Source organism: Massilia sp. IC2-476, from assembly GCF_020707295.1.
Taxonomy (GTDB): domain Bacteria; phylum Pseudomonadota; class Gammaproteobacteria; order Burkholderiales; family Burkholderiaceae_D; genus Telluria.
Genome location: NZ_JAJFER010000002.1, coordinates 106,964 through 128,927 on the forward strand (window position 1 = coordinate 106,964; position 21,964 = coordinate 128,927).

Annotated in this window: 26 protein-coding genes; 19 read left to right on the forward strand and 7 right to left on the reverse strand. The window is 63.9% G+C overall.

Features of this window, described 5'->3' with window-relative positions:
- Positions 1–62 precede the first annotated feature (62 nt).
- Genes LK539_RS05300 through LK539_RS05310 form a run of 3 tightly spaced genes read right to left on the reverse strand, consistent with a single transcriptional unit; the run spans position 63 to position 3,434 of the window.
- Positions 63–1,247 carry an ABC transporter permease gene (locus LK539_RS05300; RefSeq protein ID WP_227799870.1) on the reverse strand — a complete coding sequence of 395 codons (1,185 nt, stop codon included), beginning with the start codon at positions 1,245–1,247 and terminating at the stop codon, positions 63–65.
- Positions 1,244–1,975, reverse strand: coding sequence for an ATP-binding cassette domain-containing protein (locus LK539_RS05305; RefSeq protein ID WP_227799871.1), 732 nt, complete (start codon positions 1,973–1,975; stop codon positions 1,244–1,246). Before LK539_RS05305 ends, LK539_RS05300 begins: the two co-directional genes overlap by 4 nt.
- A 10-nt stretch (positions 1,976–1,985) precedes the next feature.
- Positions 1,986–3,434, reverse strand: coding sequence for an alpha/beta fold hydrolase (locus tag LK539_RS05310; RefSeq protein ID WP_227799872.1), 1,449 nt, complete (start codon positions 3,432–3,434; stop codon positions 1,986–1,988).
- A 295-nt stretch (positions 3,435–3,729) separates the two neighbouring features.
- On the opposite strand from LK539_RS05310, the gene rplM reads away from it, so the two are divergent.
- The 3 genes from rplM (at position 3,730) to LK539_RS05325 (ending at position 5,524) form a co-directional block, all read left to right on the forward strand.
- The gene (gene rplM / locus LK539_RS05315) at positions 3,730–4,158 is read left to right on the forward strand and encodes a 50S ribosomal protein L13 (RefSeq protein WP_227799873.1); all 429 of its coding nucleotides are present in this window, start codon (positions 3,730–3,732) and stop codon (positions 4,156–4,158) included.
- Positions 4,159–4,167: 9 nt separating this feature from the next.
- Positions 4,168–4,560, forward strand: coding sequence for a 30S ribosomal protein S9 (gene rpsI, locus LK539_RS05320; RefSeq protein WP_227799874.1), 393 nt, complete (start codon positions 4,168–4,170; stop codon positions 4,558–4,560).
- Positions 4,561–4,777: 217 nt separating this feature from the next.
- A complete protein-coding gene (locus LK539_RS05325; protein WP_227799875.1) occupies positions 4,778–5,524 on the forward strand; it encodes a helix-turn-helix domain-containing protein in 747 nt (248 codons plus the stop codon).
- Positions 5,525–5,655: 131 nt separating this feature from the next.
- Here LK539_RS05325 and LK539_RS05330 read toward each other — a convergent pair whose 3' ends face one another.
- A complete protein-coding gene (locus LK539_RS05330; protein WP_227799876.1) occupies positions 5,656–6,114 on the reverse strand; it encodes a hypothetical protein in 459 nt (152 codons plus the stop codon).
- 204 nt (positions 6,115–6,318) lie between these two features.
- On the opposite strand from LK539_RS05330, the gene argC reads away from it, so the two are divergent.
- From argC to erpA, 3 genes are all read left to right on the forward strand, one after another.
- The gene (argC, locus tag LK539_RS05335; RefSeq protein WP_227799877.1) at positions 6,319–7,356 is read left to right on the forward strand and encodes an N-acetyl-gamma-glutamyl-phosphate reductase; all 1,038 of its coding nucleotides are present in this window, start codon (positions 6,319–6,321) and stop codon (positions 7,354–7,356) included.
- A gap of 166 nt (positions 7,357–7,522) precedes the next feature.
- Entirely contained in the window at positions 7,523–7,915 is a 393-nt protein-coding gene (locus LK539_RS05340; RefSeq protein WP_227799878.1) for a polymer-forming cytoskeletal protein, read from the forward strand.
- Between the two features lie 74 nt (positions 7,916–7,989).
- On the forward strand, positions 7,990–8,358 hold the full coding sequence (erpA, locus tag LK539_RS05345; RefSeq protein WP_227799879.1) for an iron-sulfur cluster insertion protein ErpA: 369 nt from the start codon (positions 7,990–7,992) through the stop codon (positions 8,356–8,358).
- Between the two features lie 92 nt (positions 8,359–8,450).
- Here erpA and LK539_RS05350 read toward each other — a convergent pair whose 3' ends face one another.
- Entirely contained in the window at positions 8,451–9,545 is a 1,095-nt protein-coding gene (locus LK539_RS05350; RefSeq protein WP_227799880.1) for an anhydro-N-acetylmuramic acid kinase, read from the reverse strand.
- A gap of 244 nt (positions 9,546–9,789) precedes the next feature.
- Between LK539_RS05350 and LK539_RS05355 the strand changes: the two genes are divergently transcribed.
- The 3 genes from LK539_RS05355 (at position 9,790) to LK539_RS05365 (ending at position 10,962) form a co-directional block, all read left to right on the forward strand.
- Entirely contained in the window at positions 9,790–10,122 is a 333-nt protein-coding gene (locus tag LK539_RS05355; protein ID WP_227799881.1) for a hypothetical protein, read from the forward strand.
- Between the two features lies 1 nt (position 10,123).
- A complete protein-coding gene (locus LK539_RS05360) occupies positions 10,124–10,696 on the forward strand; it encodes an HD domain-containing protein (RefSeq protein ID WP_227799882.1) in 573 nt (190 codons plus the stop codon).
- Between the two features lie 98 nt (positions 10,697–10,794).
- A complete protein-coding gene (locus tag LK539_RS05365; RefSeq protein WP_227799883.1) occupies positions 10,795–10,962 on the forward strand; it encodes a hypothetical protein in 168 nt (55 codons plus the stop codon).
- An 82-nt stretch (positions 10,963–11,044) separates the two neighbouring features.
- Here LK539_RS05365 and LK539_RS05370 read toward each other — a convergent pair whose 3' ends face one another.
- Positions 11,045–12,409: a M23 family metallopeptidase gene (locus LK539_RS05370; protein ID WP_227799884.1), complete on the reverse strand. Its 1,365-nt coding sequence runs from the start codon at positions 12,407–12,409 to the stop codon at positions 11,045–11,047.
- 147 nt (positions 12,410–12,556) lie between these two features.
- Here LK539_RS05370 and tyrS point away from each other — a divergent pair, with 147 nt between their 5' ends.
- The 10 genes from tyrS (at position 12,557) to ruvB (ending at position 21,450) form a co-directional block, all read left to right on the forward strand.
- Positions 12,557–13,819, forward strand: coding sequence for a tyrosine--tRNA ligase (gene tyrS / locus LK539_RS05375; protein WP_227799885.1), 1,263 nt, complete (start codon positions 12,557–12,559; stop codon positions 13,817–13,819).
- Positions 13,816–14,283, forward strand: a complete 468-nt coding sequence (gene dtd, locus LK539_RS05380; RefSeq protein WP_227799886.1) for a D-aminoacyl-tRNA deacylase — start codon at positions 13,816–13,818, stop codon at positions 14,281–14,283. The genes tyrS and dtd overlap by 4 nt, the downstream gene beginning before the upstream one ends.
- A 49-nt stretch (positions 14,284–14,332) precedes the next feature.
- A complete protein-coding gene (locus LK539_RS05385; protein ID WP_227799887.1) occupies positions 14,333–14,995 on the forward strand; it encodes a YbhB/YbcL family Raf kinase inhibitor-like protein in 663 nt (220 codons plus the stop codon).
- A 32-nt stretch (positions 14,996–15,027) separates the two neighbouring features.
- Positions 15,028–15,696, forward strand: a complete 669-nt coding sequence (locus tag LK539_RS05390) for a histidine phosphatase family protein (protein ID WP_227799888.1) — start codon at positions 15,028–15,030, stop codon at positions 15,694–15,696.
- 326 nt (positions 15,697–16,022) lie between these two features.
- Positions 16,023–17,048, forward strand: coding sequence for a tRNA dihydrouridine synthase DusB (gene dusB / locus LK539_RS05395; RefSeq protein WP_227799889.1), 1,026 nt, complete (start codon positions 16,023–16,025; stop codon positions 17,046–17,048).
- A gap of 83 nt (positions 17,049–17,131) precedes the next feature.
- Positions 17,132–17,365 carry a helix-turn-helix domain-containing protein gene (locus LK539_RS05400; protein WP_027865797.1) on the forward strand — a complete coding sequence of 78 codons (234 nt, stop codon included), beginning with the start codon at positions 17,132–17,134 and terminating at the stop codon, positions 17,363–17,365.
- A 91-nt stretch (positions 17,366–17,456) separates the two neighbouring features.
- Entirely contained in the window at positions 17,457–19,043 is a 1,587-nt protein-coding gene (gene purH / locus LK539_RS05405) for a bifunctional phosphoribosylaminoimidazolecarboxamide formyltransferase/IMP cyclohydrolase (protein ID WP_227799890.1), read from the forward strand.
- A gap of 198 nt (positions 19,044–19,241) precedes the next feature.
- The gene (ruvC, locus tag LK539_RS05410; protein ID WP_227799891.1) at positions 19,242–19,778 is read left to right on the forward strand and encodes a crossover junction endodeoxyribonuclease RuvC; all 537 of its coding nucleotides are present in this window, start codon (positions 19,242–19,244) and stop codon (positions 19,776–19,778) included.
- A 17-nt stretch (positions 19,779–19,795) separates the two neighbouring features.
- Entirely contained in the window at positions 19,796–20,374 is a 579-nt protein-coding gene (gene ruvA, locus LK539_RS05415; protein ID WP_227799892.1) for a Holliday junction branch migration protein RuvA, read from the forward strand.
- An 8-nt stretch (positions 20,375–20,382) separates the two neighbouring features.
- Complete coding sequence (gene ruvB / locus LK539_RS05420) at positions 20,383–21,450, forward strand: Holliday junction branch migration DNA helicase RuvB (protein WP_227799893.1); 1,068 nt, start codon at positions 20,383–20,385, stop codon at positions 21,448–21,450.
- Here the strand turns inward: ruvB and LK539_RS05425 are convergent.
- On the reverse strand, positions 21,407–21,775 hold the full coding sequence (locus LK539_RS05425; RefSeq protein WP_227799894.1) for a putative quinol monooxygenase: 369 nt from the start codon (positions 21,773–21,775) through the stop codon (positions 21,407–21,409). The genes ruvB and LK539_RS05425 overlap by 44 nt on opposite strands.
- Between the last annotated feature and the right edge of the window lie 189 nt (positions 21,776–21,964).

Genomic DNA, 21,964 nt, shown 5'->3' on the forward strand with positions numbered 1-21,964 from the left:
GTGGTTGTCCCCTTCGGGCGCCCTTGCCGGACGCCCCTTCGAGGTCGATGGCGCGGATGGCCTCAGACGCCCAGCACGTAGCGCTCGCTCTTCATGCGCCAGCTGGCGTAGGCGATGATCAGGGCGGCCGGGATTGCCGAACACAGGACGGTCAGCAGGAAAGGCATGGCGCCGACGTGGCCCGCCTTCGACATCTCGGTGACCAGGGTCTGGTTCGACAGGAAGGGCACCATGTACATCCACTGCGCGGTCTTGAGTTCCATGAAGGACACCACGAAGCCCGGGATGATCGGCACGATCAGCACGAAGCTGATCATGGTCTGCGCTTCCTTGAACGATTTCGAGTTCATCGCCAGCGCGATGTGCAGTGCGCCGCCCAGCAGCGCCAGCGGCACCGTCACCAGGCAGACCAGCAGCAGGTCGCCCCAGCCCAGGCTCCAGGTCATGCCCAGTTCTTCCAGCGGCAGCCAGCTCAGGATCAGGTGCGCCAGCATCAGTTCCAGCGTCACGCCGACGATGCCGAGCGTGCTGGCGGCGAGCCACTTGCCGCACACCAGTTCCCAGGTCCGGGCCGGCTGCGCCATCAGCACTTCCAGCGAGCGGCGTTCGCGCTCGCCGGCGGTGCTGTCGACCGCGGCCGACATGCTCAGCATGAAGGCCGGGAAGAACAGGATGCCGATGATGCCGCCGATCAGGACTGCCGAGCGCGATGCATTGGTGCCGGTGTCATAGCGTTGCACGATGACCGGGTTGAGGGCGGCCGGCGACACGCCATGCGCCAGCAGGCGCGCACCGGCGATGTTGCTGCCGTAGGCCCTGAGCACCTCTTCCACGTCGCCGCGCTGGCGATCGCGGTCCGAGGCCGAGTCGTACCAGATCTCGACCCGCGCCGGGCGCATCGCCATGTAGTTGTCGGTGTAGTCGTCCGGCAGGCGCAGTACCGCCGCCACCTTCTTGGAGCGCAGCAGCTCGCCGATGGCTTCCTCGTCCATCGGCGCCGTCTCCTTGGCGGTGATGTTCTTCTGGGCCAGCTGCGACATCAGGGTCGGCGCCTTGGCCCCGCCGATCACGGCCAGCTCGATGCCTTCGCGTTCGGTCTTGGTGCTCTTGTTGATCCCTTGGTGCAGCATCAGGCCGATCATGGCCGGGTAGAACAGCGTGAACAGGGCGAGCATGCTGAGCGAACGCTTGTCGCGCAGCGTCTCGCGCAGCTCCTTCCAGAAGACGATCCAGAGTTTGGTTTTCATGCGATTCCTTCTTCGGTGCCGACCAGGTTGACGAACGCGTCTTCGAGGTTGGCGATGCCGGTGCGGCGGCACAGTTCTTCAGGCGAGCCCTGGGCCACGGTGTGGCCGCCGGCGATCACGATCACGTCTTCGCACAGCGCGGTCACTTCCTGCATCACGTGGGTGGCCATGATCACGCAGCAGCCGTCGGCGCGCAGGACGTTGAGGGCGGTGCGCAGGGCGCGCGTGCTCATGACGTCCAGGCCGCGGCTCGGTTCGTCCAGCAGCAGGTGGCGCGGGCGGTGCAGCAGCGTGCGCGCCATCGCGACCTTGATGCGCTGGCCCTGCGAGAAGCCCTTGGTGCGGCGCTCGAGGATATCTTCCATGCCCAGCAGCTCGGACACTTCGTTGATGCGCTTGTTCAGGTCCGGGCCCTTCATGCCGTTCAACTCGCCGAAATACACGAGGTATTCGCGCGTGCTGAGGCGCTCGTACAGCCCGAACTGGTCGGTCAGGAAGCCGATGTTGCGGCGCACCTCCATCGGGTCCTTTTCCGGATCGACGCCGTCGATCGCGATGCTGCCGTGATCGCGCCTGAGCAGGCCGACCAGGGTGCGCAGCAGGGTGGTCTTGCCGGCGCCGTTGGGGCCCAGCAGCGCGGTGATCTGGCCGTCGCGCGCGGTAAAACTGACCCCGCCCAGGGCCTGGACGGCGCCGAACTTCTTGCGTACATCGTGGACTTCAATCATGTTCTTTGCCTTATGGTTGCGGACCGAAGCTGCCGAGCTGGAAGGTCGGGGGCGGAATCTCTTTCAGGCAGGCGGCGTCCAGCTTGTCCTGCGGCTTGTCGAGGAAGGCGCGCAGCAGGCGCGGCGCGCAGCCGAGCTGCGACACGCCGTGGCCGACGTTGTCCACCACCACGTGCTGGGCGCGGCTCATGTACTTGGCGGCCGTTTCGGCGCGGTGCGGCGGGGTGACCGGGTCGAGCGCGCCGGACAGCAGCAGGGCGGGGGCCGCGATGCGCGCCGGCTCCTTGTATGGCACGGCGGGCACGTTCAGCGCCTTGCAGAGCGCAGGGATCTTGTCGGCCAGCGTCTTGGTCAGCTTGCCCTTGTCGGCGGCGAGCAGCTCCGGCGTCATGCGCGGCACGTCCTCGGCGCACACCACGGCGAAGTGCAGCAGGGTGGCGATATGGCCTTCGCCGCCGAAATCGCCCGACAGGTTCTGGCGCGCGATGAAGGGCTGCCAGCGGCCCTGGGCGGCGCTGTGCACCAGGAAGGGCAGGCGGCGCGCGTCGGCCGGCGAGTACAGGATGCCGTGCACGGTGCCGAGGAAGCGCGAGGCCGTCATGGTGATCTCGACTGGCTGGGCGGTGCGCGGATCGGGCAGGTTCAGCTTGAGCGGGGCCGCTTCCAGCTTCGCCACCAGGCCTTCGTATTCGGCGCGCAGGTTGGGATAGGTCTTGTTGCAGCCGGCATCCTTGGCGCACTGGGCGAACAGCTTGTCGAGCGCGGCCTGGCCATCCTTGGCGCCGGCCGGGATCACCTGGTCGGGCGCGGCTACGCCATCCAGCACCAGGCTGCGCACGCTCTGCGGATACAGGCGCGCATAGGCCTGGCCGAGGCGGGTGCCGTAGGAACCGCCGAACACGTTGACCGTCCCGTAGCCGAGCGCCGTGCGCACCGCTTCGATGTCGCGCGCGGCGGCGTCGGTGGTGTAGGCCGCGAACGGTGCCTTGGTCGCCGCGATGCAGCTGCGCAGTTCCGCTTCCAGCTGGTCTTCGGTCATGCGCTCGTGCTCCGGCTTGCTCTTGCAATCGAGCTTGCCCGAGCGGCCGGTGCCGCGCTGGTCGATGAAGACGATGTCGCGGGTGGCGCGCACGCGGTTGAAGGCGGTGGACAGCAAGGGGGCGACGTCGCTGCCGGCTTCGCCGGGGCCGCCGGCCAGCACGAACAGCGGATCGCCGCGCGTGCCCTGGCGGTGGGCCGGGGCGATGGTGACGTGGATTTTCAGCTTGTCGCCGCCCGGCTTGGCATGGTCCACGGGCACGTCGATGGTGACGCAGCGCAGGGTATCGGTGACGCCGGGGAGGTGGCAGCCGCGGACGGCCTTGGATGCGGCGGTGGCGGCCGCGCCGGAGGGTAGGGCTTGGGCTGCGGAGGCGGCCAGCCACAGCGCAGCCAGGGGAAGTAACGATCTTGTCTTCACACAATCTCCTCAAAGGATGCCTGCATACTAGATTGGCATCGTTTTAACGGTCAATGTCTTAGTTGCACCATCGCATGAAATTATGCGATCAGGGAATGCTTTGTTTGCGAAGAACGAACTAAGTCAGAAGCGGGCGGAGAAAATGCGACAGCGGGCCCTGCGCGGATTGACGGGAAGTCTGCTGTTCGGCTATCATCGTGGGCTTTCCCTTTGCTCGGGGAAGATAATAAGGCAGAGTCCGCTGCAACAAGGGCGGAACCACCACAGTGAGCATTTAACTTATTAGGAAGTCAACATGAAAACTTTTTCCGCTAAGGGCCATGAAGTCCAGCGCGACTGGTTTGTGATTGACGCGACGGACTTGGTCCTCGGACGTGTTGCCAGCGAAGTGGCACTCCGACTGCGCGGCAAACACAAGCCGGAATTCACTCCGCACGTCGATACCGGTGACTTTATCGTCGTCATCAACGCAGGCAAGCTGCGCGTGACCGGCACCAAGGCCACCCAGAAGACCTACTACCGTCACTCGGGCTACCCGGGCGGTATCTACGAAACCAACTTCCTGAAGATGCAGCAGCGCTTCCCGGGCCGTGCCCTGGAAAAGGCTGTCAAAGGCATGCTGCCGAAGGGCCCGCTGGGCTATGCAATGATCAAGAAGCTGAAAGTGTACGCGGAAGGTTCGCACCCGCACGCAGCACAGCAACCACAAGCACTGACCCTCTAAGGAACTGACATGATCGGTAACTACAACTACGGCACTGGCCGTCGCAAGAGTGCAGTCGCTCGCGTGTTCATCAAAGCTGGCTCGGGCCAGATCATCGTGAACGGCAAGCCGGCCGCAGAATACTTCTCGCGCGAAACCGGCCTGATGGTCATCCGTCAGCCGCTGGAACTGACCGGCAACGTCGAGCGTTTCGACATCAAGGTCAACGTGCACGGTGGTGGTGAGTCGGGCCAGGCAGGCGCCGTCCGCCACGGCATCACCCGCGCCCTGATCGATTACGACGCAGGCCTCAAGGGCGACCTGGCACGTGCCGGTTTCGTCACCCGTGACGCCCGTGAAGTCGAGCGTAAGAAAGTCGGCCTGCGTAAAGCACGCCGCGCAAAGCAGTTCTCGAAGCGTTAATTCGCCTCCTGCTGCTGGCAGCGCCCCTGGGCGCTGCTGCGAAAGCCGTCCTCCGCAAGGTGGGCGGCTTTTTGTTTTTCGGGTCCATTTCTGCCGCTTTCATGCGCCGCGCATGGCGAGCAGCCAGATTCATGCGTATTCGCCGATATTCATCTTTCAAGTCCTGCATGAATCCCCAAGAATACGGGTTTTCCATCGACTTTCAGGAGGGGACGACATGAATTTTGGCGAAAGACTCAAGGACCTCAGGACCGACAAGGGACTGACCCAGCCGCAGTTCGCGGCGCTGGCCGGCATCGAGCAGTCCTATCTGTCGAAGCTGGAAAACGACAAGTCGATCCCCTCGGCCGAGATGTTCGACACCATCGTGTCGGCCCTGGGGGTAGACGCGGCCACCTTCCTGCAGAAGATGGACCGGGACGTGATCGACACCACCCTGCGCCACGTCCCGGCCGTCAGCCAGTTCAAGAACCAGGTTGTCACCGAACAGGTACACCAGACCAGGCGCTGGCTGTTCGGATCGGCGGGAGCATGGATACTCGGTTTCGCCATCATGCTGGCGGCGAACGATGGCATCTTTTTCCCGAACAACCTGTACGTCTATAAATCTCCCGGAGTGTTCCTGGCTGGCGAAGGGGAGAATGTGTTTGACAGCTACGGAAAGATCCTGGCGCTGCAGCAGCGTGCCAAACTCATCTCGAATGAAGAGGCGGGCAAGCTGCTGTCCGAGTTCACGGCCAGGCGCGAGCGTCCGCTCACCGTGGAATGGCCCGAAAGCCGCGGCACCGTCTATTACGTAGCCACCGAAAACGGCAAGCGCCGCTTCGAGCTGACCAGGATCAGGGGCATGGAAAGCAGCGGCAACCGGATGTTGCAATACATTGGCGCCCTGGTCTTTGCCTGCGGCTTCGCCGGCATCTTCATCGAATGGCGACTGCGCCGGCTCAAGCGCCAGCTCCTCTGATGCAGGCGGGCAGTTGCGACCGGTTAATGTCGTAACAGCCGGGAAGGTGCCGCTTCAACTTGCTGGTGGCGCCTGTGTCGGCTGAAAGCCCATTGAATAAAACTAAGGGATGCGCAGGGTTGGAGCAAGGGCTAGAACAGCTCGACGCCCTGCCTGACCGCCTCGCGCTCCACGCTGATCATCTTCAAGGCAGGGAGAGCGCCGCCGAGCAGCTTTTGGGCCTCCTGGCGATTAGAGTCCGTAGGAACCATCAGTACCCGCAGCAGCGCGGGATCGATCACGCCCCAGTTCGCTCCGTCATTGCAGCCCGAGCCACCGCAAAAAGCCTGGAATACCACGAGCGGCCTGCCGTCGGCCGCGTTCACGCATTGGCCGCCGATGAAGTCGATGCTACGGAATCGCAGCACGGTGTCGAGCCCGTTCCGGGACATGGTGACGACGCCTTCCGCGCGCTCGTCAAGCATCCGGCTGTCTCGCACGAGCACCTCGATTCGCGTGTCGGAGCCGCCGCAAGAAAATTGGTCGGCCGCCAATGCGGGCCCGGTGAGCGTCGACAGAAAGGCAAGGCAAAGCAGGCCGCGGGGTCGCATGGAATCTCCGATTGGATGGGGTAGCCACACTGCCATGGTAATGATGGCGAGCTCTGTTATGCAAAGAATATTTGCATGGAGAGTCCAACAGGCAAATTTCCTTTGCATCCCGTTCCAGGCCTTGTCGGCGCACGCATTTTTCACCGCTGTTAAAATGCAGCCTCGTCCTGGAAAGGTCATTTTTACATCACGAAGGAACAGAACATGATCAAAGTTGGCATCGTTGGCGGAACCGGATACACGGGCGTGGAATTGCTGCGGCTGTTGGCCGTGCACCCCGATGTGCAGCTGACCGCGATCACCTCGCGCAAGGAAGACGGCCTGCCGGTGGCCGACATGTTCCCCTCGCTGCGCGGCGTCGTCGACCTGGCCTTCTCGAGCCCGGACAAGGCCGACCTGACCCAGTGCGACGTGGTGTTCTTCGCCACCCCGCACGGCGTCGCCATGGCGCAAGCCCCGGCGCTGCTGGCGGCCGGCGTCAAGGTGATCGACCTGGCGGCCGACTTCCGCCTGAAGGACCAGGCCACGTTCGAGAAATGGTACAAGATCCCGCACACCGCGCCGGAACTGATCGAGGAAGCCGTGTACGGCCTGCCGGAACTGAATCGCGACGATATCAAGGGCGCGCGCCTGATCGCCAACCCGGGCTGCTACCCGACCACCATGCAGCTCGGCTTCGTGCCGCTGCTCAAGGCCGGCCTGATCGATGCGGGCAACCTGATCGCCGACTGCAAGTCGGGCGTCTCGGGCGCCGGCCGCAAGGCCGAGATCGGCACGCTGTTCTCGGAGTCGAGCGACAATTTCAAGGCCTACGGCGTGCATGGCCACCGCCACACCCCGGAAACCTCGGCCCAGCTGGCGCGCTATACCGACCAGAAGGTCGGCCTGATCTTCACCCCGCACCTGGTGCCGATGATCCGCGGCATGCACGCGACCCTGTACGCGCGCCTCACCAAGGACATCGACGACGCGGCCCTGCAGGCCCTGTTCGAGGACACCTACAAGGACAGCGCATTTGTCGACGTGATGCCCTTCGGCTCGCACCCGGAAACCCGCTCGACCCGCGGCTCGAACATGCTGCGCCTGGCGCTGCACCGTCCGGAAGGCGGCAATACGGTCGTGATCCTGGTGGTCCAGGACAACCTGGTCAAGGGCGCTTCCGGCCAGGCGGTGCAGTGCATGAACCTGATGTTCGGCCTCGAGGAAACCACCGGGCTGAAGCAGATCGCGCTGCTGCCCTAATCCAGGGGCTCCCCATCCAAGGCCGCGCTCGACGCGGCCTTTTTTATTCCTCCGCGCCGGAGCGCTTCCGGCACGCAATCCTGCCGAGCCGATCTACATCAAGGCCGTACTTGTTGAGCACGGTAAATTGAATGATGCGCGGGTACACATTTGACGGGGGTAGATCATGTTCGGTCGGCAAGTAAAAAGCGAAATTGACAGCCTGGTTGGCATCTCTGCCCGGATCGAAGGCGACCTGTGCTTTACCGGCGGCCTGCGCATCGATGGCGAGGTACATGGCAACGTGGTGGCGGCGGAAGGTGCCGATTCGATGCTGATCGTGTCCGAGCATGCCCGGATCGAGGGTGAGGTGCGCTGCGCCAGCCTGGTGGTCAACGGTTACATCGCCGGCTCGGTGTATTCGTCGGAACTCCTTGAATTACAGCCGAAAGGCCGCATACATGGTGATGTACATTACCGGTTGCTCGAGATGCACGGCGGCGCCCTCGTGACGGGGAAACTGACCCACGAACCCGTCAGCGAACCGGTGTTTCATCTAGCCGACGCTGCTGCTGGTTAGGCGGCAGGGTCGGCAGCATGAGTTGCGCCAACGGTCTATAATGGCTGCAATTCGTATTTCACCAGGAGTGTTTCATGACCGCAGTCGCCGAAGTGCAAGAGCACGACACGATCCCCGTCCCGATCAACTTCACCGACAGCGCCGCACAGAAAGTTGCTCAGCTGATCGAGGAAGAGGGCAATCCCGACCTCAAGCTGCGCGTCTTCGTGCAGGGTGGCGGTTGCTCCGGCTTCCAGTACGGCTTCACGTTTGACGAAATCGTCAACGAAGACGACACCACGATGGAAAAGAACGGCGTCCAGCTGCTGATCGACTCGATGAGCTACCAGTACCTGGTCGGCGCCGAGATCGACTACAAGGACGACCTCGAAGGCGCCCAGTTCGTGATCAAGAACCCGAACGCCACCTCGACCTGCGGTTGCGGTTCGTCGTTCTCCGCCTGACCCCCAGGCCGCCCGGCGATCCGGGCAGCCAACGGCCCGGTTCGTCCGGGCCGTTCCTTTTCAACAGCCCGGTTCCGACCGGGCTTTGACGTTTACGCCGGATACAGTGCGCCGAGGATGCGCGGCCCGCGTGCGCCCGTCACCGCCGGCAGGTTGCCCGGCTGGCGCTCCATGAAGCGGTAACCCAGCCAGGCAAAGGCAAGCGCCTCGACCCGGTTCGGCGCGATGCCGAGCGCCACCGTCGATTCCACCCGCGTCCCGCCCAGCGCGCTGCCGATCTCGCGCAACAGGGTGGCGTTATAGGCGCCGCCGCCGCACACGTAGACTGCCTCCGCCGCCACGCCCTCTTCACGGATGGCGTCGCCGATCGTCACCGCCGTCAGGCGGGTCAGGGTGGCCATCACGTCGGCCGGCGCCAGACCCTCGAAGCCCTTCAGCTTCGCATCCAGCCAGCGGTCGTGGAACAGGTCGCGGCCGGTGCTCTTGGGGGCCGGCTGGCGGAAGTAGGGCTCGTCCAGCAGGGCGTCGAGGAGTGGCTGGTGCACGCTGCCGGCGGCGGCCCAGGCGCCGTCCTCGTCATAAGGCTTGCCCAGGTGGCGGCCGATCCACAGGTCCATCAGCACATTGCCCGGGCCGGTATCGAAACCGGTCACGCGGCCGTCGCCGTGCAGCACGCTGATGTTGCCGATCCCACCGATGTTCACTACCACGCGCGCCGTGCCCGGCTTGCCGAAGGCTGCTTCATGGAAGGCCGGCACCAGCGGCGCGCCCTGGCCGCCGGCCGCGACGTCGCGGGTGCGGAAGTCGGCGACCACGTCGATGCCTGTCAGTTCGGCCAGCAGCGCCGGGTTGTTGGTCTGGCGCGTGAAGCCCAGTTCCGGACGGTGGCGGATGGTCTGGCCATGCGCGGCCACCGCCGCCACCGGCCCATTGGCAGACGGCAGCAGCTGGCGCACGCAGTCGGCATAGCACAGGGCCAGGCCGTTGGCGGCCAGGCCTTCGCGCTCGAGCTCGTTCTCGCTGGCGGCCTGCAGCGCCATCAGTTCGCTGCGCAGCTCCGCAGGGAAGGGCGTGAAGGCGGCCGCAATGCTGCGGATGCTGCCGCCGGCGAAGTCGACTAGTACGCCGTCGACGCCGTCGAGGCTGGTGCCAGACATCAGGCCGATATAGAGAGAGGAGGTGTTCATATTCAGTAGGAAAGCATGCCGATGCGACAGGCCATACTAAACGGTCGAGGCCAAAAGCGGAAGCGAGGCATGTTTCGCATATTGGTGGACGAGAACTTCCGGCCCAAGCGTTAGTGCAATACGGTGGCGGCTGGCGGTGGGAGTGCGAGGAAGTAAGCGCCTGCAGCCATCGAGCGAGAGTTTTGGAGGAATTCCGGCCGCCGCCGCCGTGGTATCGTCGCAACTTTGAACGACGCATTCCACCATGATGAAGCCTACTTTCGTGCTTGCCGCTTTCCTGGCGCTGGCCGGTGCGACCGCCAGCGCCCAACCCGCGATGCAGTTGGGCGGGCGTACCACTGCGACCTACAGCTGCGGCGCCGGCCTGCTGGGCGAATGTGCCTTCCTGCTGTACACCTCCGACTGCAAGGAAGCGGCCGTCAAGAATGGCTCTCCCTCCCTGGTCTGCACCCACGCAGTGTTTGCCGAGTTGAAGCTGAAGAACGGCGAATCGAAGACCTTCACGGACCTGCCTCCCAACGTCAAGCAGTGCCAAGCCCGCAACGGCAAGCTGTCCTTCCCCGACTGCATGCGCTGACATGGACGAGGGACTGCTCGAAGGCCGGCTCGCCTTCCTGAAGGCGGCCGAGGCGCTCAAGGACACGCTGCGCAGCGGACACACCTCGCAGGGCCGCCCGGAAAGTACGGCCGAGCACAGCTGGCGCCTGTGCCTGCTGGTCCTCGCCTTCGAAGACCAGCTGCCCGGCGTCGACATGCTGAAGTTGCTCAAACTGTGCATCCTGCACGACCTGGGAGAAGCAATCCACGGCGACATTCCCGCTGTGGCCCAGGTGGACCGGGAGGCCAAGCGCCTGCAAGAGCGGCAGGACATGCTGCAGCTCACCGCGCCACTCGACCCCGGCCTGCGCGGACAACTGATGTCCCTGTGGGAAGAGTACGACGCGGTAAGCTCGCGCGAGGCCATGCTGGTAAAGGCTTTCGACAAACTGGAAACTGTTTTGCAGCACAACCAAGGCCGCAATCCCCCTGACTTCGATTACGGTTTTAATCTGGACTACGGCCGGCAATACACGGCGGCCCATCCCCTGACTGCGCTGCTGAGGGCCTTGCTAGATCGTGACACCCGCGTCAAGATGCAAAGCGGCAACTGAATACTGTAATTCAGCTACGTTTGTTGCAATGTGCGCATATTGCGGAAAATCAGAGTGCTAGACTGCTTTCGCATCGCACACTTGCGTGGGGTAGGGACATGAGGAAATCGAAGCATTTCACATTCGCGGCTGTCGCCTTCGGCATTAGCTGCGCCGGCTTCGTCTTCGGCGGCCATGTCGGCCTGGGCGGCGGGCTGGGCGCCTTGTCCGCCACCTACGCCGCGCTGGCCTACCGTGCGTGCGCGGCGGAACGCCGCGATTCCTGAACCAGTCTCCCAAAACAGAACGCCCCGCGGCATCAATGATGCGGCGGGGCGTTCTTGTTTCTGGGGAGACGCTTAAGCGCGCTTAGCGGGCTGCCATTGCGTTGCCGCTCGGTGCAAGCAGCGAGAAACGGTGTTTCATGTCGGCGGCGGCCATGCGGAAGCGGGCGGCTTCCGCCGGGGTCAGCGGTTGCTGGGCCAGCGACTTGAACTTGTTCGGGTCCTTGGCTTCGCCTGCGACACGGAACTCGTAGTGCAGGTGGGCGCCGGTCGACCAGCCGGTCGAGCCGACATAGCCGATCACCTGGCCCTGGCTGACCTTGCTGCCTTTGCGCAGGCCCGGTGCGAAGCGGCTCATGTGAGCGTAGGCGCTGCTGTAGTTCGACCAGTGCTTGAGCACGACCTGGTTGCCGTAGCCACCGGAGACGCCGACGAAGTCGATGGTGCCGTCGGCGACCGCGCGGATCGGGGTGCCCATCGAGGCGGCATAGTCGACGCCCTTGTGCGCCTTCCACTTGCCCGAGATCGGGTGCACGCGCATCGAGAAGCCGGACGAGATGCGGGAGAATTCGAGCGGGGACTTGAGGAAGGCCTTCTTCAGCGCCTTGCCGTCCAGGCTGTAGTAGCCGCCCTGCTTGGTGACCGGGTCTTCGTACCAGACCGACTGGTAGGCCACGCCGCGGTTGACGAATTCGCCTGCCAGGATGCGGCCGGTCTTGACCAGTTCGCCGTCGAGCCAGAAGGTTTCGTACACAACATTGAAGCGGTCGCCACGCTTGATGTCCGAACGGAAGTCGATGTTGGTTGAGAACATCTCGATCATCTGGTTGACGACCGAATCCGGCATGCTGCCGCCGTCGACGTTGGAGTCAGTGGCCGAGTACAGCGAGCTGGTGATCTCGCGCGAACGCATTTCGACGCGGCGTTCCAGCTTGGCTGGCGCTTCGACAGCGACGAACTTGTCGCCCTGGCGCTCGACCGAGATCTGGCGTGCTTCGCCAGCCTTGCCGTCGGTGATCGTGGCGCGCATCGACAGCAGCAGGCCATTTTCATCGGTTTCGGCCTGGAGTCGCTTGCCGGTCTTGAGGGACAGCAGGCGGCGGGCGGTCTTGTCGGTGCGGACGAATTTCTGGGCGTCGGCGTCGTCGACGCCAAGGCGGTTGAAGAGGGAGCCGAGCGAATCGCCTGGGCGAATACGCTCCTCGTGGATGAATTGCTGCTCGTTCTGCTGGAGGGCGGCGATCTGGTCTGCCAGGTTAGGCAGTTCCAGGGTTTGCTCGATCGATTTGACCGGCACGTCCGCCGCGTCAGGAGCGATCGGGGCCACGGCGACGGCGCCGAAGGCGCACACGCTCAGGAACGCAGCGCCGGCGCTGACGATACGCGCCTTGCGGGTCCGGGGCACCAGCTGGAGCAGGCTTTGACGGGTGATTTTCTGTATAGGGTTCATGCAATCAGTTAAAATTTGCGGCTGAACTTCCAGGACTTTTCTTATTATGCTTCTGCAAAGTTTTCTGCAAGAAACATAAAAAGGATCGTGAATTATACCAAAAGAAGTGGTCCTACAACCGTCTTAGATCTTTTCCTACACGAATTTATGACTTCAAATGAAGCGTCCGGCAGCACCGTCCCGGCAAAATCCTCCGCTCCCCTGCCGCTGACGGACAAGGTGCTCGAGGCGCTGGCCATTACCAAGCGCGGTGTCGATGAACTGCTGATCGAAAGCGAGTTCGCCCAGAAACTGGCGCGTTCCGAACAATCGGGCACGCCGCTGCGCATCAAGCTCGGCCTGGACCCGACTGCGCCCGACCTGCACCTCGGCCATACCGTGGTGCTGAACAAGATGCGCCAGCTGCAGGACCTGGGTCACCAGGTAATTTTCCTGATCGGCGACTTCACTTCGATGATCGGCGACCCTTCGGGCCGCAATGCCACGCGTCCGCCGCTGACCCGCGAGCAGGTCGAGGAAAACGCGATGACTTATTTCCGCCAGGCGTCCCTGGTGCTGGACGCCGCGCGCACGGAAATCCGCTACAACTCCGAATGGTGCGACCCGCTGGGCGCGCGCGGCATGATCCAGCTCGCCTCGCGTTACACCGTGGCACGCATGATGGAGCGCGACGACTTCACCAAGCGCTACAAGAGTGGGACCCCGATTGCGGTGCATGAGTTCCTTTACCCTTTGATGCAGGGCTATGATTCGGTCGCTTTGAAGGCGGATCTGGAACTTGGGGGCACAGACCAGAAGTTCAACCTCCTTGTTGGCCGTGAGTTACAGAAAGATTACGGTCAGGAACAGCAGTGCATCCTGACCATGCCGCTGCTCGAAGGCCTGGACGGCGTCGAGAAGATGTCCAAGTCGAAGAACAACTACATCGGCATTACTGAGGCCCCGAACACCATGTTCGGCAAGCTGATGAGCATCTCGGACGACATGATGTGGAAGTACTACGACCTGCTGTCCTTCCGCTCGATCGCCGAGATCGCGCAGGTCAAGGCCGAGGTCGTTGCAGGCGCCAACCCACGTGACGCGAAAGTGGCGCTGGGCAAGGAAATCGTCACGCGCTTCCACTCGGCCCAGGCCGCCGAGGATGCCCTGGCCGACTTCGTCAACCGCTCCAAGGGCGGGATCCCGGACGACGTGCCGGAAGTCACCCTTTCTGGCGCGCCGCTGGGCGTGGCCCAGCTGCTGAAAGCGGCAGGCCTGTGCGCCTCGACCTCGGAAGCCATGCGCATGGTCGACCAGGGCGGCGTGCGCATCGACGGCGCCGTCGTCAGCGATAAAGGCCTGCAGATCGAGGCCGGCACCTTCGTCATGCAGGTGGGCAAGCGCAAATTCGCTCGTGTCACCCTGGCATGATTGGGCTGCTGCAGCGCGTCAGCGAAGCCAGCGTGCGCGTTGACGGCGAGACCGTCGGCGCGATTGGCCCCGGCCTGATGGTGCTGGTGTGTGCCGAGAAGGGCGACACCGAGCGCGAAGCCGAGGCCCTGCTGGCCAAGCTGCTGACTTACCGGGTGTTCTCCGACGAGGCCGGCAAGATGAACCGCAGCGTCACCGATACCGCCGGCGGCCTGCTGCTGGTACCGCAGTTCACGCTGGCTGCGGATACGAAATCGGGCACCCGTCCCTCGTTCTCGCCGGCGGCGGCGCCGGAAGACGGGCGGCGCCTGTTCGACCATGTCGTGCGCCAGGCCCGCGAACGCCATGGCATTGTCGAGACCGGCAGATTCGGCGCGGACATGAAAGTTTCGCTCATCAACGATGGTCCCGTCACTTTCTGGCTTCAGGTTGATCCGGTCGCGGTGTCGGCTGCGGGGCGCTGAAACCCGCACTGCCATCAAGGGTCAATAGCAGGGAGGGCAGGGAGGACTTATGCGCATCTGGAGCGATTCATTCACCGAAGGCGGGCTGATCCCGCCTCACTGTGCGTTTGCCACGATCGATCCCGGCAGCCGGATCAAGCTGTCCAGCAACCGCAGCCCGCACCTGGCCTGGGACGATGTCCCGGCTGGAACCAAGTCGCTGGTGCTAATCTGCCACGACCCCGATGTGCCCTCCGTGGGTGGCGACGTCAACCAGGAAGGCAAGACCGTGCCGGCCTCGCTGCCGCGGGTCGACTTCTTCCACTGGTCGCTGGTCGACATCCCGGTCTGCATCAAGTCCCTGGCCGAGGGCATGTTCTCGGACATGGTCACGCCGCATGGCAAGTCCGGTCCCCTGGTGCCCTTCACCATCAAGAACGGCACCGAGCACCAGCTGCGCCAGGGCATCAACGACTACACCGGCTGGTTCGCGAGCGATCCCGACATGGCGGGCGAGTACTACGGCTACGACGGCCCCTGTCCACCATGGAACGACGAACGGGTGCATACTTATGTGTTCACGCTGTACGCGCTCGACATTCCGCGCCTGCCGCTGGTCGGCCGCTTCACCGGCCCCGAACTGCGCCTGGCGATCCGCGGCCACATCCTGGACGAAGCGCGCACTTTCGGCGTGTATTCGCTCAACCCCAACGTCGCACCCACACTTCTGTAAACACCGCCCCGAGGTTCGGGCGAACGGACCTCATGCCTTTGAACGATAACGCAGTCACGCCCACCACCATCTTCCTGATCCGCCATGGCGAAACCGCCTGGAACGCCGAGAAACGGCTGCAGGGCCACCTCGACATTCCGCTCAACGCGGAGGGCGAGCGCCAGGCGGCGCTGCTCGGCGCCGCCCTGGCTGCGGAGCCGGTCGACCATATCGTGTCCAGCGACCTGATGCGCGCGCGCCAGACGGCCGAGGCGATCGCCCGCACCCGCGGCGCCCGGGTAGCCACCGACCCGGCGCTGCGCGAGCGCTGCTACGGCGGCTTCGAAGGCCTGCTGTACAGCGAGATCGCAGCCCGCTTCCCGCTCGAATTCGCAGCCTGGCAGGCGCGCGACGTCGATGGCGTGCTGCCACCGGGAACCAACCAGGGGGAGAGCTTCCGCCAGTTCTACGAGCGGGCAGTCGGCGCGATCCTGGCGCACGCACAAGCGCATCCGGGCAAGACGATTGCACTGGTGGCGCACGGCGGCGTGCTGGAATGCGCCTACCGCGCGGCGCTCGGCCTGTCGCTGGAAACACCGCGCGACTTCAAGGTGCTCAATGCGAGCGTGAACCGGTTTGTGGTGGAGGAGGGCGGGCTGAAGTTGGTGAGCTGGGGAGAGGTGGGGCATCTCCGGCCGGCGGTGTTGGATGATTTGACGTAGGGGGCTTTGGTGGGGAAATTGGATCCCGGCCTGCGCCGGGATGACGGTCTTCAGGCTATAGGTTGAAACATAGATTACGGCAGTTCATGCGTTAGCCTCAAAACGTCGTTCCGGCGAAGGCCGAAGTGATGCCGCCGGCATCACTTCGCCCAATTCTGTCGCCTGCCGTTAGCTTATCCTTGCACCTGAAACTGCACCGCCTACCCCCACTTCCCCCACCTGCCAATATCACACACGCAACAACCCCCAAAAATTCTGCCGCTATTTTGAGCAGCGAATGAGGTAAAATAATAGGTTCCCCGAGAAACTTTAGAGACTTTTCCGCTGTGCAAATCGGTCCATACACCCTGCGTAACAATGTCTTCGTCGCCCCCATGGCGGGGGTGACCGACCGTCCGTTCCGCCAGTTGTGCAAGCAGCTGGGCGCCGGCTACGCCGTGTCCGAAATGGCGGCGTCGAACCCGCGCCTGTGGGCCAGCGAAAAGACCTCGCGCCGCACCGACCACACTGGGGAAATGGAGCCGAAGGCAGTCCAGATCGCCGGCGCCGATCCGAAGGACCTGGCTGATTGCGCCAGGTTCAACGTCGAGCGCGGCGCCCAGATCATCGACATCAACATGGGTTGCCCGGTGAAGAAGGTGTGCAACAGCTGGTGTGGCTCCGCCCTGCTGCAGCACGAAGACCTGGTCGAGCGCATTCTGCATGCCGTCGTCGAAGCGGTGGACGTGCCGGTGACGCTGAAGTTCCGCACCGGCTGGGATCGCCAGAACAAGAATGCCCTGACCATTGCCCGCATGGCGGAACAGGCCGGCATCCAGATGCTGACCCTGCACGGCCGCACCCGCGCCGACGGCTACAAGGGCGAGGCCGAATACGACACCATCCGCGCCGTCAAGGCGGCGGTGGGCATCCCGGTGGTCGCCAACGGCGACATCACGACCCCGGAAAAGGCGAAGTTCGTGCTCGACTACACTGGCGCCGACGCCGTGATGATCGGCCGCGCCGCCCAGGGCCGCCCCTGGATCTGCCGCGAGATCGACCATTTCCTGCGCACGGGTGAGTATTTGCCGGCGCCGATGGTCGAAGAAGTACGCGGCCTGATGAACGAACACCTGCCGGCGCATTACGCCTTCTATGGCGAATACGTCGGCGTGCGCACCGCCCGTAAACACATTGGGTGGTATGTGCAGGACTTGCCGGGCGGGGAAGAGTTCCGCCAGCGCATGAACCTGCTGGAATCGACCGCCGAGCAGCTGGCGGCGGTCGACGCGTTTTTCAAATCGCAACTCCGTCATGGCGAGCGGTTACAATACCGGCCCGCGCATCAGGTCGACGAGGCGATGGCGGCATAAAGCACGACATAAGAATCAGAACATACGGGGACACGTTGCGTCAGCAGCGAGCAATCATTAACCAGGATAAAGCAGCAGAGAACATGAGCAAAGAAAGTATCCAGGAAGTCGTCCAGAAAAGCCTCGAGGACTATTTCAACGATCTGGGCGAGCAGAAACCGACGAACATCTACGACATGATGGTCCTGACGGTGGAAAAACCGGTCCTTGAAGTGGTCATGACGCGCGCCGACGGCAACCAGTCGCACGCGGCGCAGATGCTGGGCATCAACCGGAATACTTTGCGCAAGAAGCTGCAGGAGCACGGTCTCTTGTAACAGACCGCATGGCGATGGCCGTGCGTCTGGGGCGCGGCCGGTACGCCGTCCGTCCGCCCCGACGCCAGAATTCTCAACAACAGGCCTCACCATGATCAAACAAGCACTGATTTCCGTTTCCGACAAAACCGGCGTCCTCGATTTCGCGAAGGCGCTGTCGGCTCTCGGCGTCAACATCCTGTCCACCGGCGGCACCGCAAAGCTGCTGCAGGAAAATGGCGTGCAAGTGACTGAAGTCGCCGACTACACCGGTTTCCCGGAAATGCTCGACGGCCGGGTCAAGACCCTGCACCCGAAGGTCCACGGCGGCATCCTGGCCCGCCGCGACTTGCCGGAGCACGTCGCCAAGCTGGAAGAGCACGGCATCCCGCAGATCGACATGGTCGTGGTGAACCTGTACCCGTTCCAGCAGACCGTCGCCAAGGAACAGTGCTCGCTGGAAGACGCGATCGAGAACATCGACATCGGCGGCCCGACCATGCTGCGCTCGGCCGCCAAGAACCACCGGGACGTGGTCGTGATCGTCGATCCGGCCGACTACGGCGTGGTGCTGGCCGAGATGAAGGGCACTGGCGCTGCCGCCGGCCCGGTGAGCTATGAGACCAAGTTCCGCCTCGCCAAGAAAGTCTTCGCGCACACCGCACAGTACGACGGCGCGATCACCAACTACCTGACCAGCCTGGGCGAAGACCGCCAGCACACGACCCGCTCCAGCTATCCGCAGACCCTGAACGTGAGCTTCGAAAAGGTCCAGGACATGCGCTACGGCGAGAACCCGCACCAGGGCGCCGCCTTCTACCGCGACCTGGTCGCGACCCCGGGCGCGCTGGCCAACTACCGCCAGCTGCAGGGCAAGGAACTGTCGTACAACAACATCGCCGATGCCGACGCGGCCTGGGAATGCGTCAAGTCGCTGGGTGGCCTCGGCCAGCCGGCCGGCTGCGTGATCGTCAAGCACGCCAATCCGTGTGGCGTGGCGATCGGTGTCGATGCGCTGGACGCCTATTCGCGCGCGCTGCAGACCGACCCGACCTCGGCCTTCGGCGGCATCATCGCCTTCAACGTCGAAGTCGACGCTAGGGCTGCTGAAGCCGTGGCCAAGCTGTTCGTGGAAGTGCTGATCGCTCCAGGCTTCACCGCCGAGGCGCGCCAGATCATGTCGGCCAAGCAGAACGTGCGCCTGCTCGAGATCCCGCTGGGCGAGGGCCAGAATGCCTATGACCTCAAGCGCGTCGGCGGCGGCGTGCTGGTGCAGGCGCCGGACGCGAAAAACGTCGGCCTGGGTGAACTGCGCGTGGTCAGCAAGAAGCAGCCGACCCAGCAGCAGCTGCAGGACCTGATGTTCGCCTGGCGCGTGGCCAAGTTCGTCAAGTCGAACGCCATCGTGTTCTGCGCCAACGGCATGACCCTGGGCGTGGGCGCAGGCCAGATGAGCCGCATCGACTCGGCGCGCATTGCCTCGATCAAGGCGCAGAACGCCGGCCTGTCCCTGAGCGGCTCGGCGGTAGCCTCGGATGCCTTCTTCCCGTTCCGCGACGGCCTGGACGTGGTGGTGGATGCAGGCGCGACCTGCGTGATCCACCCGGGCGGCTCGATGCGCGACCAGGAAGTGATCGATGCGGCGGATGAGCGTGGGGTTGTGATGCTGTACACGGGTACCCGTCACTTCCGTCACTAATCCCGTAGGGTGGGCGGGTTTCCCGCCCACGCGGTCAACGGACCCCGGAACCACCGCGACTATTCATATCTAACCTATCACCGCGTGGGGTGATCTGGTCCAGTGGACCAGATCACAAGCCGCCCACCCTACAACACCCACTGTGTTTTTGCACAGTATTTTTCCCACGAACACCCTCCAGCCGTATATCATTCCGCAATGATTATTCTCGGCATCGACCCGGGCCTGCGTACGACGGGATTCGGCGTCATTGAAAAACACGGCAGCAAACTGCGGTACATTGCGTCCGGCACCATCAAGACCGGGCTGGAAGGGGCATTGCCTCCGCGCCTGAAGGTGATCCTGAACGGCGTGGGCGAGATCGTCTCGGCCTACCAGCCCACCTGCGCGGCCATCGAAAAAGTCTTTGTGAACGTCAACCCGCAATCCACGCTGCTGCTGGGCCAGGCGCGCGGCGCCGCCATCACGGCGCTGGTCGGGGCCGATCTCGACGTCGCCGAATACACGGCGGTGCAGGTCAAGCAGGCGGTGGTCGGCACCGGCAAGGCCGCCAAGGCGCAGGTGCAGGACATGGTGGCGCGCCTGCTGAAACTGCCGGGCCTGCCGGGCACCGACGCCGCCGACGCGCTCGGCGTGGCGATCTGCCACGCCCACAGCGTCGACACGCTGGCCCTGGTCGGCGCGCTGTCGCCGTCGGCGCCGGCGCTGCGCATGAAACGCAGCCGCCTCGTTTAAGAACAATAGGAAACCACATGATCGGTCGTCTCTCCGGAACCCTGCTCGAAAAAGCGCCGCCCCACGTGCTGGTGGACTGCAACGGCGTCGGCTATGAAGTCGACGTGCCGATGAGCACCTTCTACAACCTGCCGCACACCGGCGAGAAAGTGGTGCTGTTCACCCACCTCGTGGTGCGCGAGGATGCCCACCTGCTGTTCGGCTTCGGCACCGCGTCCGAGCGCGCGCTGTTCCGCCAACTGATCAAGATCACCGGCATCGGTGCGCGCATGGCGCTGTCGATCCTGTCGGGCATGTCGGTGGCCGATTTGTCGCAGGCCGTCACGCTGCAGGAAACCGGCCGCCTGGTCAAAATCCCCGGCATCGGCAAGAAGACCGCGGAACGCCTGCTGCTGGAACTGAAGGGCAAGCTGGGCGCCGACATCGGCGTGGTCGGCGGGGCAGTGCGCGACGACGCCCAGGCCGACGTGCTCAATGCGCTGCTCGCATTGGGGTATTCTGACAAGGAAGCGCTCCTCGCGATCAAGAACATGCCGGCCGGATCGAGCGTGTCTGACGGCATCAAGTTCGCACTCAAGGCCCTTTCTAAAGCATAAGCATAAGCATGAGCATCCAGACCGACAATTTCACCGAGCACCGCGTGATCGACGCGGCTCCGGCCTCGCCCAACGAGGAGGCGATCGAACGCGCCTTGCGTCCCAAGCAGCTGGACGAATACGTCGGCCAGTCCAAGATTCGCGACCAGCTCGAAATCTTCATCAGCGCCGCCCGCAAGCGCCGCGAAGCGCTCGACCACACGCTGCTGTTCGGGCCACCGGGCCTGGGTAAAACCACGCTGGCGCACATCATCGCGCGCGAGATGGGCGTCAACCTGCGCCAGACCTCCGGCCCGGTGCTGGAGCGTCCGGGCGACCTGGCCGCGTTGCTCACCAATCTCGAGCCGAACGACGTGCTGTTCATCGACGAGATCCACCGCCTGTCGCCGGTGGTCGAAGAGATCCTGTACCCGGCGCTCGAGGACTACCAGATCGACATCATGATCGGCGAGGGCCCCGCCGCGCGTTCCGTGAAGCTCGACTTGCAGCCCTTCACCCTGGTCGGCGCCACCACCCGCGCCGGCATGCTGACCAACCCGCTGCGCGACCGCTTCGGCATCGTCGCGCGCCTCGAGTTCTACAACGTCGAGGAGCTGACCAAGATCGTCACCCGCAGCGCCGCGCTGCTCGAAGCGCCGATCAACGAAGCCGGCGCACGCGAAGTGGCCAAGCGCGCCCGCGGCACCCCGCGTATCGCCAACCGCCTGCTGCGCCGCGTGCGCGACTACGCGGAAGTGAAGGGTACCGGCGAGATCACCGTCGAGATGGCCGACCGCGCCCTGAAGATGCTGGATGTCGACACGGTCGGCTTCGATGTCATGGACCGCAAGCTGCTGGAGGCCGTGCTGTTCAAGTTCGCCGGCGGGCCGGTGGGCATCGGCAACCTGGCGGCGGCGATCGGCGAAGCGGCCGACACCATCGAGGACGTGCTGGAACCTTATCTGATCCAGCAGGGGTATTTGCAGCGCACGCCGCGCGGGCGTATCGCGACGCCGCTGGCGTATCAACACTTCGGCGTCACCGCGCCGCGTATCAGTCCGACGGGCGATTTGTGGGACAACCTGCCGCCTGCTTGACGAGGCGCCTGTCAGCTTGGTCGGGAGCCGACACCAGGAGGTCGGCAACGACGTCACCCCGCAGCGGGCCATCGACGAGTTCAGTGCATTCACGCATCCGCTTGCGCAGCTCGACCATGCGTGGGCTTGGCTCGGCTTGTGCAGCCCAGGCGAGTTCGGACGGCCATTGGGCATACGCGAAATAGTGACCATCGGCGCACCGATGCAGGCGCGACCCCAGGCCGCCTCGCTCGTCGCGTACGAGTTCGGTGAGTTCCAGCCAGGCCTGCTCGAAGTCTCGCTCGTGACCAGAGGCTACCTTCCATCTAAAGTAAATCGCGTGCATAAGATCCTTTCGGGCGCGGCCAGATTCGATGCCAGTCGGCAGGAGAGTCGATCAACTCCTTTTTGGTAATGAAGGAATTTGTAAGCTAGCCAACGCACGTTGAGCCGCCAACGCAGCTACACTGATCATTCCTGTTCACCGCAAGCCTGTCGACGCTATTGCACCAGCAACTTCTTACGGAAACCGATC

What these genes read in the sequence shown, in the direction of transcription:
- dtd (WP_227799886.1), top strand. Translation starts at nt 13,816, where the DNA reads ATGATTGGGCTGCTGCAGCGCGTCAGCGAAGCCAGCGTGCGCGTTGAC.
- LK539_RS05355 (WP_227799881.1), top strand. Translation starts at nt 9,790, where the DNA reads ATGATGAAGCCTACTTTCGTGCTTGCCGCTTTCCTGGCGCTGGCCGGT.
- LK539_RS05360 (WP_227799882.1), top strand. Translation starts at nt 10,124, where the DNA reads ATGGACGAGGGACTGCTCGAAGGCCGGCTCGCCTTCCTGAAGGCGGCC.
- LK539_RS05350 (WP_227799880.1), bottom strand. Translation starts at nt 9,545, where the DNA reads ATGAACACCTCCTCTCTCTATATCGGCCTGATGTCTGGCACCAGCCTC.
- LK539_RS05305 (WP_227799871.1), bottom strand. Translation starts at nt 1,975, where the DNA reads ATGATTGAAGTCCACGATGTACGCAAGAAGTTCGGCGCCGTCCAGGCC.
- rplM (WP_227799873.1), top strand. Translation starts at nt 3,730, where the DNA reads ATGAAAACTTTTTCCGCTAAGGGCCATGAAGTCCAGCGCGACTGGTTT.
- argC (WP_227799877.1), top strand. Translation starts at nt 6,319, where the DNA reads ATGATCAAAGTTGGCATCGTTGGCGGAACCGGATACACGGGCGTGGAA.
- LK539_RS05325 (WP_227799875.1), top strand. Translation starts at nt 4,778, where the DNA reads ATGAATTTTGGCGAAAGACTCAAGGACCTCAGGACCGACAAGGGACTG.
- LK539_RS05370 (WP_227799884.1), bottom strand. Translation starts at nt 12,409, where the DNA reads ATGAACCCTATACAGAAAATCACCCGTCAAAGCCTGCTCCAGCTGGTG.
- tyrS (WP_227799885.1), top strand. Translation starts at nt 12,557, where the DNA reads ATGACTTCAAATGAAGCGTCCGGCAGCACCGTCCCGGCAAAATCCTCC.
- LK539_RS05390 (WP_227799888.1), top strand. Translation starts at nt 15,028, where the DNA reads ATGCCTTTGAACGATAACGCAGTCACGCCCACCACCATCTTCCTGATC.
- LK539_RS05425 (WP_227799894.1), bottom strand. Translation starts at nt 21,775, where the DNA reads ATGCACGCGATTTACTTTAGATGGAAGGTAGCCTCTGGTCACGAGCGA.
- rpsI (WP_227799874.1), top strand. Translation starts at nt 4,168, where the DNA reads ATGATCGGTAACTACAACTACGGCACTGGCCGTCGCAAGAGTGCAGTC.
- erpA (WP_227799879.1), top strand. Translation starts at nt 7,990, where the DNA reads ATGACCGCAGTCGCCGAAGTGCAAGAGCACGACACGATCCCCGTCCCG.
- purH (WP_227799890.1), top strand. Translation starts at nt 17,457, where the DNA reads ATGATCAAACAAGCACTGATTTCCGTTTCCGACAAAACCGGCGTCCTC.
- ruvA (WP_227799892.1), top strand. Translation starts at nt 19,796, where the DNA reads ATGATCGGTCGTCTCTCCGGAACCCTGCTCGAAAAAGCGCCGCCCCAC.
- LK539_RS05400 (WP_027865797.1), top strand. Translation starts at nt 17,132, where the DNA reads ATGAGCAAAGAAAGTATCCAGGAAGTCGTCCAGAAAAGCCTCGAGGAC.
- ruvC (WP_227799891.1), top strand. Translation starts at nt 19,242, where the DNA reads ATGATTATTCTCGGCATCGACCCGGGCCTGCGTACGACGGGATTCGGC.
- LK539_RS05385 (WP_227799887.1), top strand. Translation starts at nt 14,333, where the DNA reads ATGCGCATCTGGAGCGATTCATTCACCGAAGGCGGGCTGATCCCGCCT.
- LK539_RS05340 (WP_227799878.1), top strand. Translation starts at nt 7,523, where the DNA reads ATGTTCGGTCGGCAAGTAAAAAGCGAAATTGACAGCCTGGTTGGCATC.
- ruvB (WP_227799893.1), top strand. Translation starts at nt 20,383, where the DNA reads ATGAGCATCCAGACCGACAATTTCACCGAGCACCGCGTGATCGACGCG.
- LK539_RS05330 (WP_227799876.1), bottom strand. Translation starts at nt 6,114, where the DNA reads ATGCGACCCCGCGGCCTGCTTTGCCTTGCCTTTCTGTCGACGCTCACC.
- LK539_RS05365 (WP_227799883.1), top strand. Translation starts at nt 10,795, where the DNA reads ATGAGGAAATCGAAGCATTTCACATTCGCGGCTGTCGCCTTCGGCATT.
- LK539_RS05300 (WP_227799870.1), bottom strand. Translation starts at nt 1,247, where the DNA reads ATGAAAACCAAACTCTGGATCGTCTTCTGGAAGGAGCTGCGCGAGACG.